The sequence below is a fragment of the Streptomyces sp. NPDC050504 genome, assembly GCF_044458065.1.
Taxonomy (GTDB): domain Bacteria; phylum Actinomycetota; class Actinomycetes; order Streptomycetales; family Streptomycetaceae; genus Streptomyces.
In genome coordinates, this window is record NZ_JBITHO010000004.1 from 150177 (window position 1) to 163387 (window position 13211).

Sequence of the window (13211 nt, forward strand, 5' to 3'; positions counted from 1 at the left end):
GAAACTTTCCCTCTCAGCCGAACAGGACGTCGTCGTCCCCGATGCGCTTGAGCTCGCGCAGCAGGATGGCGACACCGGTGGCGATGGCGGCGGCGGAGACGACGGCGTCCAGCAGCTTCAGCGTGTCGTGCTCGCTGCGGGCCTTCTTGGCCTGCTTCAGCACGCTGATCGCACCGAACGCGGTGGTGCCGATGGACAGGTACGTACCGGTCTTGGACTTCTTGAAGCCCTTGGCCTTGGTCAGTGCACTCACAGCGACGGAGCCTCCTCCAGCAGCGGGTGACCCCACTTTTCCACGAAGGCGGCCTCGACGGCCGCGCCCACCTTGTAAAGGCGGTCGTCCTTCATGACGGGGGCGATGATCTGCAGACCGACCGGCAGGCCGTCCTCGGGCGCGAGGCCGCAGGGCAGCGACATGGCGGCGTTGCCCGCCATGTTGGTCGGGATGGTGCACAGGTCGGCGAGGTACATCGCCATCGGGTCGTCGGCGCGCTCGCCGATCGGGAAGGCGGTGGTGGGCGTGGTCGGCGAGACGATCACGTCGACCTGCTCGAACGCCTTGTCGAAGTCCTGCTTGATGAGCGTGCGGACCTTCTGGGCGCTGCCGTAGTACGCGTCGTAGTAGCCGGAGCTCAGCGCGTACGTGCCGAGGATGACGCGGCGCTTGACCTCGTCGCCGAAGCCCGCCTCGCGGGTGAGCGCGGTGACGTCCTCGGCGGACTTCGTGCCGTCGTCGCCGACCCGCAGGCCGTAGCGCATGGCGTCGAAGCGCGCGAGGTTGCTGGAGCACTCGCTCGGCGCGATCAGGTAGTACGCGGAGAGCGCCAGGTCGAAGGACGGGCAGTCCAGCTCGACGATCGTGGCCCCGAGGGACTTCAGCAGCTCGACGGACTCGTTGAACCGCTGGACGACGCCCGCCTGGTAGCCCTCGCCCGAGAACTGCTTGACGACGCCGACGCGCATGCCCTCGACCGAGCCGTTGCGGGCGGCCTCGACGACCGGCGGGACCGGGGCGTCGATGGAGGTCGAGTCGAGCGGGTCGTGCCCGGCGATGACCTCGTGGAGCAGCGCCGCGTCCAGGACCGTACGGGCGCAGGGCCCGCCCTGGTCCAGGGAGGACGAGAAGGCGACCATGCCGTAGCGGGAGACCGCGCCGTACGTCGGCTTGACGCCGACCGTGCCGGTGACGGCGGCGGGCTGGCGGATCGAGCCGCCGGTGTCCGTGCCGATGGCGAGCGGGGCCTCGTACGCGGCGAGCGCGGCGGACGAGCCGCCGCCGGAGCCGCCGGGGATGCGGGTCAGGTCCCAGGGGTTGCCGGTGGGCCCGTACGCGCTGTTCTCCGTCGAGGACCCCATGGCGAACTCGTCCATGTTGGTCTTGCCGAGGATGACGACGTCGGCGGCCTTCAGCCGCTTGGTGAGCGTCGCGTCGTACGGCGGGATCCAGCCTTCGAGGATCTTGGAGCCGACGGTGGTCGGGATGCCCTCGGTGGTGAAGATGTCCTTCAGTGCGAGGGGCACGCCCGCGAGGGGGCCGAGCTTCTCGCCCCTGGCGCGCTTCTCGTCCACGGCGCGGGCCTGGGCGAGGGCGCCCTCGCGGTCGACGTGCAGGAAGGCGTTGACCTTCTCGTCGACCGCGTCGATCCGGGCCAGGTGGGCCTCGGTGACCTCGACCGCGGTGAGCTCGCCCGAAGCGATCTTCGCGGCGGTCTCGGCGGCGGTGAGCTTGATGATGTTGCTGTCCGTCATGGTGGTTAGTCCTCCCCCAGGATCTGCGGCACCTTGAAACGCTGCTGCTCCTGGGCCGGGGCGCCGGAGAGCGCCTGCTCGGGGGTGAGCGACGGACGGACCTCGTCCGCGCGCATGACATTGGTCAGCGGCAGCGGGTGGGAGGTCGGGGGCACGTCTTGGTCGGCGACCTCGGAGACGCGGGCGACCGCGCCGATGATGTCGTCCAGCTGTCCGGCGAAGTGGTCGAGCTCTTCGTCCTTCAGCTCCAGACGCGCCAGCCGGGCGAGGTGGGCGACCTCCTCGCGCGTAATGCCAGGCATGCGGATCCTCACGGGGTGCGTGTGTGGTTTGCGCCCAATCCTATGGGGCGCGGCCCCGTGCCCGTGAAACGGTTTCGCGGCGGAGCGGTGGTGCGGGTCCGCCGCGCGGGGCGTTCCCCCGCCCCGCCCCTTCCCGAAACCCTCCGGGGGCCCTGCGGGGCGGGTGGGTACGCGCGGCGTGTGTCCCGCCCTCGCGCAGTTCCCCGCACCCCTGAAAGGGGCGGGGTGGGGTGCGGCCCGCCGCAGGCGAAACGCGCCGCGCCGGGCCGGGCCGCGCCCCGCTAGTTCACCACCGGGCTCGTCGGGCTGCCGGCCTCCGTGGTGTCGCCCGCGCCCGCCTCGGCCGCCGCCTCCGCCGCCAGCTCAGCGGGGCGCCGCCAGCCCCGCGAGCCGCGCGCCCGCAGCCACGCGGTCGTCTCGCTGGGCGGCATCGCCGCGGCGACCAGCCAGCCCTGGACGGCGTCGCACCCCAGGTCCCGCAGCCGCTCCCAGGTCTCGTCGTCCTCGACGCCCTCCGCGACGACCAGGAGGCCCAGCGAGTGCGCCAGGTCCACCGTGCACCGCACGATCTCCGCGTCCTCGGTGTCCACCGCGAGCCGTGCCACGAACGAGCGGTCGATCTTCAGCTCGCTGACGGGCAGGCGGCGCAGGTGGACCAGCGAGGAGTACCCCGTGCCGAAGTCGTCGAGGGACATCTTCACGCCGTGCCCGGTCAGCCCGGCCAGCGTGTCCGCGGCCCGCTGCGGGTCCTCCAGGAGCACGTGTTCCGTTATCTCCAGCTGGAGCGCCCCCGCGGGGACCCCGTGCCGGGCGAGCCGCGCGGCGACGGCGCCCGCGAAGCCGGGGGTGTGCACGTCGCGCGGCGAGACGTTCACCGCGACCGGCGTGTTCAGGCCCTGCGCCCGCCACCGCGCGACCTGCGCGAGCGCGGTCTCCAGCACGTACTCCGTGAGGTGCGGCATCAGCCCGGACGACTCGGCGATCGCGATGAACTCGTCGGGAGGGACCCGCCCGCGCTCCGGGTGCACCCAGCGCACCAGCGCTTCCAGCCCCGCGACCTGCCCGTCGAAGCGGACCTTGGGCTGGTAGTGCAGCTCCACCTCGCCCGCGTCCAGCGCGCGCCGCAGGTCGCCGAGCAGCCCGAGCCTGTCCGGCGTGTTGGAGTCGCGCTTCGACTCGTACACCTCCACGCCCGTGCGGTCCCGCTTCGCCTGGTACATCGCCACGTCCGCGCGGCGCAGCAGCCCTTCGGCGTCCAGCGCGTGGTCGGGAGAGACGGCGACGCCCGCACTGGCTTCCAGTACGAGCGTCAGTCCGTCCAGGTCGAGCGGCGAGGACAGTTCGGCGACCAGGTGCCTGGCGACGCGCTGCGCGCTCGTCGTGGAGTCGGCCGTCGGCAGCAGCACCGCGAACTCGTCGCCGCCGAGCCGGGCCGCCTCCGCCCCGCGCGGCAGCGCGAGCCGCAGCCGGTCGGCGATCTGGAGCAGCAGCCGGTCGCCCGCCAGATGGCCGAGCGTGTCGTTGACCGAGCGGAACCGGTCGAGGTCGATCAGGACGAGGGCGGATCTGGCGCCGACGCTCTCCGCGTCCTCCAGCGCCGTCCAGGTGCGCTCCAGGAGCCACTGGCGGTTGGGGAGCCCGGTCAGCGGGTCGCGCAGCTGCTCCTCGGCCCTGGCCCTGGCGATCCAGAGCGTGGAGTCGAGGGCGATCAGCGGAACGGCGAAGAGCGGCAGCAGGACCGGCAGGGCGACGGCGACCACGCAGATCAGCGGGGCGATGCCGAGCAGCGCGACGGCGACCAGGCCCTGCCGCAGCAGCGCCGTGCGGGCGACGGTCGGCAGCCCGCCGCCAGGCGAGAAGAACGCGTACCACAGGAGCAGACGGGTGGTGACGAGGTACGCCCCCGCCACCAGGACCACCTCGGGGAGCGCCCCGAAGTCCCAGTCGAGCGGCGACCAGGACTCCTCTACGGTCGGCACGTCCCCGAAGGCGGCGAGGACCAGGGCTCCGGCGCCGATGCCGAGGATGTCGACCGCGCCGTGCAGGACGCCCTGCCCCCAGCGGTGTCTGCGGGCCACTCCGACGAGCACCACCACGACGAGGCTGACGAGCCCGGCGGGGACCCAGCCGTACAGGAGGAGCACGGAGAGAGTGAGGGCGGCACCCGAGCCGGTGCCGCCCCACCACCGGTCGCGGCCCAGCGCGACCAGGTGTCCCACGATGAGCCCCGTGAGCACGGCGAAGGACCAGCCGGGCGTGCCGTCGGGGAAGAGCGCGTGGCCGCCTCGGACCGCCTGGCAGAAGCCCACGGCGAGGACGACGGTCGCGATGGCCACGACGGCGGCCGCGAGCTTCGGGGCGAGGCCCGCGAAACCGCGCAGCCGCGCGACCGGGGATGCGCTCTCGGTCGGATTCATTCCCGTCCCTCTCACAGCCGGCGGTGCCGATGCCACGCGACGGCACGATGACGTGCCGCCACGAAATCCCTTCCCCAAGCTCTCCACGAGCAGGGGAGACCCCATTCGCAGCTGTGCTCGGCAGGCGCACACCTCAACAGTAGGCCGCAGAAGGCTCTGACGGGCAGCGCTCTACAGCTCTTGCCCGAATGCGACCCGGCCACCCTTATCCATCTGGTATGCGCTGAACGGGTGGCCCAAGTCGGCCGGTCCTGTGCGTTCGTGGGCCTACTCCTCGATGGGTACCGCCGCCTCCCGAGCCGCGTCGGGTCCCTGTTCCAGCAGGACCGCGAAGCCGTCCTCGTCCAGAACTGGAACCTTCAGCTGCATCGCCTTGTCGTACTTGGAACCCGGGTTGTCCCCGACCACGACGAAGGACGTCTTCTTCGAAACGGAACCCGTCACCTTGGCTCCGCGGCTCTGCAACGCCTCTTTCGCGCCATCCCGGGTGTGCGCCACGAGGGTGCCGGTGACGACCACGGTGAGGCCTTCGAGGGGGCGCGGCCCCTCGTCCTCGCCCGAGCCCTCCTCCTCCATCCGGACCCCGGCGGCGCGCCACTTGCGCAGGATCTCGCGGTGCCACTCCTCGTCGAACCACTGCTTGAGCGAGGCGGCGATGGTGGGCCCCACGCCCTCGACGGCGGCCAACTCCTCTTCCGTGGCCTGCTCGATGCGGTCGATCGAGCGGAACTCCCTGGCCAGCGCCTCGGCCGCGACGGGGCCCACGTGGCGGATGGACAGGCCGGTGATGATCCGGGCCAGCGGGCGCTCCTTGGCCGCCGCGATGTTCTCCAGCATCGACAGGGCGTTCTTGCGGGGCTCGCCCTCCTTGTTGGCGAAGACCGTGGCGATCTTCTCCTCGCCGGTCTCGGGGTCGCGCTTGGGCAGGCCGCTGTCCTGGTCCAGGACGTACGCCTTGATGGGCAGCAGCTGCTCGATGGTGAGGTCGAAGAGGTCGCCCTCGTCGACGAGCGGCGGGTCGGCGGGCTCCAGCGGCTTGGTGAGCGCGGCGGCCGCCACGTACCCGAAGTTCTCGATGTCGAGCGACTTGCGGCCCGCCAGATAGAAGAGACGTTCCCTCAACTGGGCAGGGCACGAGCGGGAGTTGGGGCACCTGAGGTCGATGTCGCCGTCCTTCATCGGACGCAGCGCGGTACCGCACTCGGGGCACTCGGCGGGCATCACGAACTCCCGCTCGGTGCCGTCGCGCAGGTCGGCGACGGGGCCCAGGATCTCGGGGATCACGTCCCCGGCCTTCCTGAGCACGACCGTGTCCCCGATGAGGACGCCCTTGGCCTTCACCACGTCCTGGTTGTGCAGGGTCGCGAACTCGACCTCGGAGCCCGCGACCGTGACCGGCTCGACCTGGGCGTACGGCGTGACGCGGCCCGTGCGGCCCACGCCGACGCGGATGTTGACCAGCTTGGTGTTGACCTCCTCGGGCGCGTACTTCCAGGCGATGGCCCAGCGCGGGGCGCGCGAGGTGGAGCCCAGGCGGCCCTGGAGCGGGATCTCGTCGAGCTTGACGACCACTCCGTCGATCTCGTGCTGCACCGAGTGGCGGTTCTCGCCGTAGTACGCGATGAAGTCGCGCACGCCGTCCAGGGAGTCCACGACCCTGTTGTTCGCGGACGTCGGCAGGCCCCACCCGCGGAGCAGGTCGTAGGCGTGCGAGAGACAGTCGATGTCGAAGCCCTCGCGGGCGCCGATGCCGTGCACCACCATGTGCAGCGGGCGGGTCGCCGTGACCTTCGGGTCCTTCTGGCGGAGCGAGCCCGCCGCCGCGTTGCGCGGGTTGGCGAACGGCTTGTCGCCCGCCTCGATCAGCCGGGCGTTGAGCTCCTGGAACTTCTCCATCGGGAAGTAGACCTCGCCGCGGATCTCCACGAGGTCGGGGATCCGCTCGCCCTCCAGGCGGTCGGGGACGTCGGCGATGGTGCGGACGTTGGGCGTGATGTCCTCGCCGGTGCGGCCGTCCCCGCGCGTCGCGGCGCGGGTCAGCCGCCCCTTCTCGTACGTGAGGTTGACGGCGAGGCCGTCGACCTTCAGCTCGCACAGCAGGTGGTAGTCGTCGGTGTTGACGTCCTTGGCGACGCGCTCGGCCCAGGCCGTCAGCTCCTCGTCGTCGAAGGCGTTGTCCAGCGACAGCATCCGCTCGCGGTGCTCGACGGCGGTGAACTCCGTCTCGTACGCCCCCGCGACCTTCTGGGTCGGCGAGTCGGGCGTGCGCAGCGCGGGGTACTCCTCCTCCAGTGCCTCCAGCGAGCGCAGCAGCTTGTCGAAGTCGCCGTCGCTGATGACCGGCTGGTCCTTCACGTAGTACCGGAAGCGGTGCTCCTCGACCTGCTCGGCAATCTGCGCGTGCTGCTCCCGCACGTCCGCGGGCAGTGCCGCCTGCTGTTCGCCAGCCACCGTTTTCGTCCTCCCGTTGGGCTCGGGGCCCCGTTACTCAGGGTTGTCTGCGAGCGATCTCGCGGCGCGGGCGCAGTGGGCGAGGGCCGCGCGCGCGTGTCCGGGCGATGCCCCGGCCAGCCCGCACGACGGGGTGATCACCACGGACTCCGCGAGGGTCCCCGGATTCAGCCCCAGCCTGCGCCACAGCGTCCTGACACCCATGACGCTACTAGCCGGGTCTGACAATCCGGCGTCAGTGGACGGCACGACGCCGGTGAAGAGCTTCGTGCCGCCCTCCACCGCTTCACCGATCGCCTCCTCGTCACGCTCGGTCAACAGCCCGAAGTCGAAGGACAGGCCGGCGGCCCCCGCCCTGCGCAGCAGCGCGAACGGCACGTCGGGCGCGCACGAGTGCACGATCGCCGGCTCGTCGCCGGTCACCGCGATCACGTCCCGCAGCGCGCTCTCGACCACCTGGCGGTCGACGGCCCTGTAGGTCCTGTACCCACTGGCGCTCTTGATCTGTCCGCGCAGCACGGCCGTGAGCGAGGGCTCGTCGAGCTGGAGCACCACCCGGGCGCCCGGCACCCTGCGCCGCACCGCCGCGAGGTGCCCGCGCAGCCCCTCGGCGAGCGAGGCCGCGAGGTCGCGGCAGGCCCCGGCGTCGGCGAGCAGCGCCTCGCCGCCGCGCAGCTCCAGGGCGGCGGCCAGGGTCCAGGGGCCGACGGCCTGGACCTTGAGCGGGCCCTCGTACCCCTGGGTGAACTCCTCCAGCGCGTCGAGGTCCTCCCCCAGCCAGGACCTGGCCCTGCGGGTGTCGCGGCCCGGCCGGTCGCTGACCCGCCAGCCGCTGGGCTCGACGTGGGCGTACATCTCCACGAGCAGCCCGATGGTCCGGCCGATCATGTCGGCGCCGGGCCCGCGCGCGGGCAGCTCCGCGAGGTAAGGGAAGGGGGCGTCGTCGAACGAGCCCGTGACGGTCCTGGCGGCCTCGCGGGCGTCGCCGCCGGGCATCGACCCGACGCCGGTCGCCGGGCCCCAGGGGAAGGCGCCCTCGGCCGCTGCGGTCACCGCGCTCACCGGCCCGGCCGCACGGTCAGGTCGTTGACCTCGGCGTCGCGCGGCAGGTCGATGGCCATCAGGATCGTCGTCGCGACGGACTCCGGGTCGATGAAGCGCGCCGGGTCGTACTCCTTGCCCTCCTGGGCGTGCACCTTGGCCTGCATGGGGCTGGCGGTGCGGCCCGGGTAGACGGTGGTGACGCGCACGCCGTGCTCGTGCTCCTCGTGGCGCAGCGAGTCGGCGAGCGCCTTCAGGCCGTGCTTGGAGGCGGCGTACGCGCTCCAGCCCGCGTGCGCGTTCAGCCCCGCGCCGGAGTTGACGAACAGCACGTGGCCGCGGGTGAGGCGGAGCTGGTGGATGAAGTGCCTGGTCAGTTCGGCGGGGGCGAGGAGGTTGGTGTTGAGCTGTTCGCGCCAGGTCCTGGGGGTGAGGTCGGCGACCGGAGCGAGGTCCACGACGCCCGCGACGTGCAGCAGCGAGTCGACGCGGTCGGGCAGCGACTGGTGGCCGAACGCCCAGGAGATGCGGTCCGGGTCGGCCAGGTCGGCGACGAGGGTGCGGGCGCCGGGGTGGGCGGCCGCGAGCTCCTTGGCGCGCCCGGCGTCGCGGGCCAGCAGCACGAGGTCGTCGCCCCGCTCGTGCAGCCGGCGCGCGACGGCCGCGCCGATCCCGGACCCGGCACCAGTGATCACATGTGTAGCCATGGGGACCATGCTCGCATCAGCGCACCCCGTGGGACTCCTCCAGGTGGGCAAGGGCCGCGACGCCGTCCTCCGCGAAGAACACCAGGTCGGTGAGGGGTATCGGCAGGAAGCCCTCCTCCTCCATGCGCTGGAACTGGAGCTTGAGCCCGTCGTAGAACCCCGCGGTGTTGAGCAGCACCACCGGCTTGGTGTGCTTGGCGTGCTTCTTCAGCTCCAGCACCTCGGTCGCCTCGTCGAGCGTGCCGGTCCCGCCGACCATGACGACGATCGCGTCGGACTTCTCCAGGAGCAGCGCCTTGCGCTCCGCGAGGTCCCCGGCGATCACCATCTCGTCGACGCCGGGCCTGGCCCTGTCGGCGAGGAAGTCCACCGAGACGCCGACGAGCCTGCCGCCCGCGGCCTCGACGCCGTCCGCGACGACCTTCATCAGGCCGACGTCGGAGCCGCCCCACACCAGGGTGTGCCCGCCCTTGCCGATGAGCTCGGCGAATTCGCGGGCGGGGCGGACGTAGCGCTCGTCGAGGTCGGCGGCGGAGAGGAAGACGCAGATGTTCATGCGTCCACGGTAGGGGCCGGGTGTGACAAGCGGCCGGGCGGGCCCCTTCGTACCCCCTCCCACCTGCGGCGCGAAAGTATTTTCCGGCCGAACGATGAGTTCTGCGGCGGCACGCGGTCTGCCCTCACATGGAGAAGACCCTCTCGCAAGACGGCACGCCCATCGCCTTTCGGCGGCAGGGCGCGGGCCCCTCGGTGGTGCTGGTGACCGGCGCCCTGTCCACGGCCGCCACGGACGACGCCCTGGCCGCGCTCCTCGCGCCGCGCTTCACGGTGTTCCGCTACGACCGGCGGGGCCGCGGCTCCAGCGGTGACACCGCGCCCTACGCGGTGGAGCGCGAGGTCGAGGACCTGGCGGCGGTTCTCGCCCAGGCGGGCGGGCGGGCCGGTGTGTACGGCATGTCGTCGGGCGCCGCGCTGGTCCTGAGGGCGGTCGCCGCCGGGCTGCCCGTCGACCGCGTCGCGGTGTACGAGCCGCCGTACGACCTGGACCCGGCGAGCCGGGCCGCGGCCGCCCCCGACCGGGCGCGGCTGCGCGAGCTGGTCGCGGCGGGCGACCGGACGGGCGCGCTGGAGCTGTTCCTGACGGGCACGGGCATGCCGCCCGAGATGCTCGACCAGATGCGGCGCGCCCCGATGTGGCCGGGGCTTCAGGCGCTGGCGCCCACCCTGGCGTACGACTACGCGGTGATGGGCGACGGAGAGCCCCCGCTGGCCGGTCTCGCGGCCGTCGCCAGGCGCACCCTGGTGATCAGCGGCGGCGCGAGCCCCGAGTGGATGCGCTCGGCGGCGCGCGCGGTCGCCGACGCGGTGCCCAGGGCCCGCCACCGCACGCTGACCGGCCAGACCCACGAGGTGGCCCCGCAGGTCCTGGCCCCGGTCCTCACGGACTTCTTCGCGGGCACCGAGGCGCCGCTGCTGGGCCTCGCGGGCTAGGCGGTGGCGCCCGCCGTGCTGCGCCGCTCGGTGGTGGCGATCGTCGCCGAGCCGACCACGCGCGTGCCGTCGTACAGCACGATGGCCTGGCCCGGTGCCACGCCGCGGACCGCCTCGGTGAACGCGACGTGCAGCGTGCCGTCGCGCAGTTCCGCGCTCACCTCCGTCTCGCCGCCGTGCGCGCGCAGCTGCGCGGTGTACGTGCCGGGGCCCTCGGGCGGGGTGCCGCACCAGCGCGGCTTGATCGCGGTCAGGGCCGTGACGTCCAGCGCCTCGACGGGGCCGACGGTGACGGTGTTGTTCACGGGAGAGATGTCCAGGACGTAGCGCGGCTTGCCGTCCGGGGCCGGGTGGCCGATGCGCAGGCCCTTGCGCTGGCCGATCGTGTAGCCGTACGCGCCCTCGTGCGTGCCGAGCCTGTTGCCCGCCTCGTCGACGATGTCGCCCTCCGCCTTGCCCAGGCGGTTCGCGAGGAAGCCCTGGGTGTCGCCGTCGGCGATGAAGCAGATGTCGTGGCTGTCGGGCTTCTTGGCGACGGCCAGACCGCGCCGCTCGGCCTCCGCGCGGATCTCGTCCTTGGTGGTGAGGGTGTCGCCGAGCGGGAACATCGCGTGGGCCAGCTGCTTCTCGTCCAGCACGCCGAGCACGTACGACTGGTCCTTGGCCATGTCGGAGGCGCGGTGCAGCTCGCGGGTGCCGTCCTCGGCCCGTACGACCGTCGCGTAGTGGCCGGTGCAGACCGCGTCGAAGCCCAGCGCCAGCGCCTTGTCGAGCAGCGCGGCGAACTTGATCTTCTCGTTGCAGCGCAGGCACGGGTTGGGCGTGCGGCCCGCCTCGTACTCCGCGACGAAGTCCTCCACCACGTCCTCGCGGAACCGCTCGGCGAGGTCCCAGACGTAGAACGGGATGCCGATGACGTCGGCCGCGCGGCGGGCGTCGCGGGAGTCCTCGATGGTGCAACAGCCCCGGGCGCCCGTGCGGAAGGACTGCGGGTTCGCGGAGAGCGCGAGGTGCACGCCGGTGACGTCGTGGCCCGCTTCGGCCGCGCGGGCGGCCGCGACGGCGGAGTCCACGCCGCCGGACATGGCGGCCAGGACCCGGAGGGGACGGGGGTGCGGACGCTGGGGGGTGCCCTGAGGAGTCTGAGTCATAGCCCTTCCAGGGTACGGGGCGCCGGGAACCGAATGCCCGTGAGTACGCGTTGACGGTCGCATGGGGGAGAAACGGGATCCTCGGATCACCCGCCGGGCGCTGCTCGTCGGCGGAGCGGCGGCGGCCGCCGGCACGGCGCTGCTCGCGCGCGAGCAGATCGGCGACGCCTGGTGGCGGCTGCCCGGGGTGACCAGGCCCCGCAAGGAGGGCGAGCTTGACCACGCGGGCGCGCGGTGGAGGGCGGCGTCGAACGCGAACCTGCGGCGGGCGGACAGGCCGGACGACTACGAGATCGACCGGGTGGTCGTCCACGTCACGCAGGGCAGCTACGACTCGGCGGTACGGGCGTTCAGGGACCCGGGGCACGGCGCGGCGACGCACTACATCGTGACGCAGGCCGGGACGGTGACCCAGCTGATCCGCGAGCTGGACGTGGCGTTCCACGCGGGCAACCGGAAGTACAACGAACGCAGCGTCGGCATCGAGCACGAGGGGTTCGTGGACCGGCCGCGGGACTTCACGGGCGCGATGTACGCGGCCTCCGCGCGGCTGACCGCCGACATCTGCCGCAGGTACGGCATGCCGGCGGACCGGGAGCACGTCATCGGGCACTCCGAGGTGCCGGGGGCCGACCACACGGACCCGGGGCCGCACTGGGACTGGGACCGGTACCTGAAGCTGGTGCGGGCGGCGCTGGCGGCGCCGGAGCCGTCCCCGACGCCCTCGGGGGCCCGCGCTAGCTGAGCCCCGCCGTCCTGGCCCGCTCCACCGCCGGGCCGATCGCCGCGGCGACGGCCGCCACGTCGGCCTTGGTCGAGGTGTGCCCCAGCGAGAAGCGCAGGGTGCCGCGCGCCAGGTCCGGGTCGGTGCCCGCGGCGAGCAGGACGTGGCTGGGCTGGGCGACGCCCGCCGTGCAGGCCGAGCCCGTCGAGCACTCGATGCCCTGCGCGTCCAGCAGCAGGAGCAGCGAGTCGCCCTCGCAGCCGGGGAACGAGAAGTGGGCGTTGGCGGGGAGGCGGTCCACGGGGTCGCCGCCGAGCACCGCGTCCGGCACCGCGGCCCGTACGACCGCGATCAGCTCGTCGCGCAGACCGCCGATGTCGCGGGCGAAGTCCTCGCGGCGCTCGGCGGCGAGGTGCCCGGCCACCGCGAACGCGGCGATCGCGGGGACGTCGAGGGTGCCGGAGCGCACGTGCCGCTCCTGGCCGCCGCCGTGCAGCACGGGCACGGGGCTGTACTCGCGGCCCAGCAGCAGCGCGCCGATCCCGTAGGGGCCGCCGACTTTGTGGCCGGAAACCGTCATCGCGGCGAGGCCGGAGGCCGCGAAGTCGACCTCCAGCTGGCCGTACGCCTGTACCGCGTCGGCGTGCAGCGGCACGTCGAACTCGGCCGCCGCTTCGGCCAGTTCCCGTACGGGCATGACCGTGCCGATCTCGTTGTTCGCCCACATGACCGTGGCGAGCGCGACCGTGTCGGGGTCGCGGGCGATCGCCTCGCGGAGCGCTTCGGGGTGCACGCGCCCGTGGGAGTCGACGGGCAGGTACTCGACCTCGGCGCCCTCGTGCTCGCCGAGCCAGTCGACCGCGTCGAGCACCGCGTGGTGCTCGACGGGGCTGGCCAGGACGCGGACGCGGCGCGGGTCGGCGTCCCTGCGGGCCCAGTACAGGCCCTTCACGGCGAGGTTGTCGGCCTCCGTGCCGCCGGAGGTGAACACCACCTCGCTGGGCCGGGCGCCGAGGGAGGCGGCCAGCGTCTCGCGGGACTCCTCGACCGTACGGCGGGCCCTGCGGCCGGCGGCGTGCAACGAGGACGCGTTCCCGGTGACGGCGAGCTGGGCGGTCAACGCCTGGGCCGCCTCCGGGAGGATCGGGGTGGTCGCGGCGTGGTCGAGGTAAGCCATG

The 13211-nt window shown here is 72.9% G+C and carries 12 protein-coding genes; 2 read left to right on the top strand and 10 right to left on the bottom strand.

The window, feature by feature from the left end; genetic code table 11:
- Positions 1–13 precede the first annotated feature (13 nt).
- The 8 genes from ACIBNE_RS15990 to ACIBNE_RS16025 form a co-directional block, all read right to left on the bottom strand.
- Positions 14–253, bottom strand: coding sequence for a hypothetical protein (locus ACIBNE_RS15990; protein WP_399271821.1), 240 nt, complete (start codon positions 251–253; stop codon positions 14–16).
- Positions 250–1749 carry an Asp-tRNA(Asn)/Glu-tRNA(Gln) amidotransferase subunit GatA gene (gene gatA / locus ACIBNE_RS15995; RefSeq protein WP_399271823.1) on the bottom strand — a complete coding sequence of 500 codons (1500 nt, stop codon included), beginning with the start codon at positions 1747–1749 and terminating at the stop codon, positions 250–252. Before gatA ends, ACIBNE_RS15990 begins: the two co-directional genes overlap by 4 nt.
- A 5-nt stretch (positions 1750–1754) precedes the next feature.
- Positions 1755–2051: an Asp-tRNA(Asn)/Glu-tRNA(Gln) amidotransferase subunit GatC gene (gene gatC / locus ACIBNE_RS16000; protein ID WP_016642027.1), complete on the bottom strand. Its 297-nt coding sequence runs from the start codon at positions 2049–2051 to the stop codon at positions 1755–1757.
- 281 nt (positions 2052–2332) lie between these two features.
- On the bottom strand, positions 2333–4468 hold the full coding sequence (locus tag ACIBNE_RS16005) for a putative bifunctional diguanylate cyclase/phosphodiesterase (protein ID WP_399271825.1): 2136 nt from the start codon (positions 4466–4468) through the stop codon (positions 2333–2335).
- A 267-nt stretch (positions 4469–4735) separates the two neighbouring features.
- Positions 4736–6919, bottom strand: coding sequence for an NAD-dependent DNA ligase LigA (gene ligA / locus ACIBNE_RS16010; protein ID WP_399271827.1), 2184 nt, complete (start codon positions 6917–6919; stop codon positions 4736–4738).
- A 33-nt stretch (positions 6920–6952) separates the two neighbouring features.
- Entirely contained in the window at positions 6953–7972 is a 1020-nt protein-coding gene (locus ACIBNE_RS16015; protein ID WP_399271829.1) for a methionine synthase, read from the bottom strand.
- Between the two features lie 5 nt (positions 7973–7977).
- Complete coding sequence (locus tag ACIBNE_RS16020; protein ID WP_399271831.1) at positions 7978–8676, bottom strand: SDR family oxidoreductase; 699 nt, start codon at positions 8674–8676, stop codon at positions 7978–7980.
- A 7-nt stretch (positions 8677–8683) separates the two neighbouring features.
- The gene (locus tag ACIBNE_RS16025; protein ID WP_399271833.1) at positions 8684–9223 is read right to left on the bottom strand and encodes a TIGR00730 family Rossman fold protein; all 540 of its coding nucleotides are present in this window, start codon (positions 9221–9223) and stop codon (positions 8684–8686) included.
- Between the two features lie 128 nt (positions 9224–9351).
- Here ACIBNE_RS16025 and ACIBNE_RS16030 point away from each other — a divergent pair, with 128 nt between their 5' ends.
- Complete coding sequence (locus ACIBNE_RS16030) at positions 9352–10158, top strand: alpha/beta fold hydrolase (RefSeq protein ID WP_399271835.1); 807 nt, start codon at positions 9352–9354, stop codon at positions 10156–10158.
- Here the strand turns inward: ACIBNE_RS16030 and mnmA are convergent.
- The gene (gene mnmA / locus ACIBNE_RS16035; protein WP_399271837.1) at positions 10155–11309 is read right to left on the bottom strand and encodes a tRNA 2-thiouridine(34) synthase MnmA; all 1155 of its coding nucleotides are present in this window, start codon (positions 11307–11309) and stop codon (positions 10155–10157) included. The two genes, ACIBNE_RS16030 and mnmA, sit on opposite strands and share 4 nt — an antisense overlap.
- A 61-nt stretch (positions 11310–11370) precedes the next feature.
- Between mnmA and ACIBNE_RS16040 the strand changes: the two genes are divergently transcribed.
- On the top strand, positions 11371–12054 hold the full coding sequence (locus ACIBNE_RS16040; protein WP_399271839.1) for an N-acetylmuramoyl-L-alanine amidase: 684 nt from the start codon (positions 11371–11373) through the stop codon (positions 12052–12054).
- On the opposite strand, the gene ACIBNE_RS16045 is transcribed toward ACIBNE_RS16040, so the two are convergent.
- Positions 12047–13210 (bottom strand): cysteine desulfurase family protein, encoded by a 1164-nt coding sequence (locus ACIBNE_RS16045; RefSeq protein ID WP_399271840.1) that lies wholly within the window; start codon positions 13208–13210, stop codon positions 12047–12049. The two genes, ACIBNE_RS16040 and ACIBNE_RS16045, sit on opposite strands and share 8 nt — an antisense overlap.
- Between the last annotated feature and the right edge of the window lies 1 nt (position 13211).

Coding starts and splice junctions, on each gene's coding strand:
- gatA (WP_399271823.1), bottom strand. CDS start 1,749: ATGACGGACAGCAACATCATCAAGCTCACCGCCGCCGAGACCGCCGCG.
- gatC (WP_016642027.1), bottom strand. CDS start 2,051: ATGCCTGGCATTACGCGCGAGGAGGTCGCCCACCTCGCCCGGCTGGCG.
- ACIBNE_RS16005 (WP_399271825.1), bottom strand. CDS start 4,468: ATGAATCCGACCGAGAGCGCATCCCCGGTCGCGCGGCTGCGCGGTTTC.
- ACIBNE_RS16020 (WP_399271831.1), bottom strand. CDS start 8,676: ATGGTCCCCATGGCTACACATGTGATCACTGGTGCCGGGTCCGGGATC.
- ACIBNE_RS16025 (WP_399271833.1), bottom strand. CDS start 9,223: ATGAACATCTGCGTCTTCCTCTCCGCCGCCGACCTCGACGAGCGCTAC.
- ACIBNE_RS16030 (WP_399271835.1), top strand. CDS start 9,352: ATGGAGAAGACCCTCTCGCAAGACGGCACGCCCATCGCCTTTCGGCGG.
- mnmA (WP_399271837.1), bottom strand. CDS start 11,309: ATGACTCAGACTCCTCAGGGCACCCCCCAGCGTCCGCACCCCCGTCCC.
- ACIBNE_RS16040 (WP_399271839.1), top strand. CDS start 11,371: ATGGGGGAGAAACGGGATCCTCGGATCACCCGCCGGGCGCTGCTCGTC.
- ACIBNE_RS16045 (WP_399271840.1), bottom strand. CDS start 13,210: ATGGCTTACCTCGACCACGCCGCGACCACCCCGATCCTCCCGGAGGCG.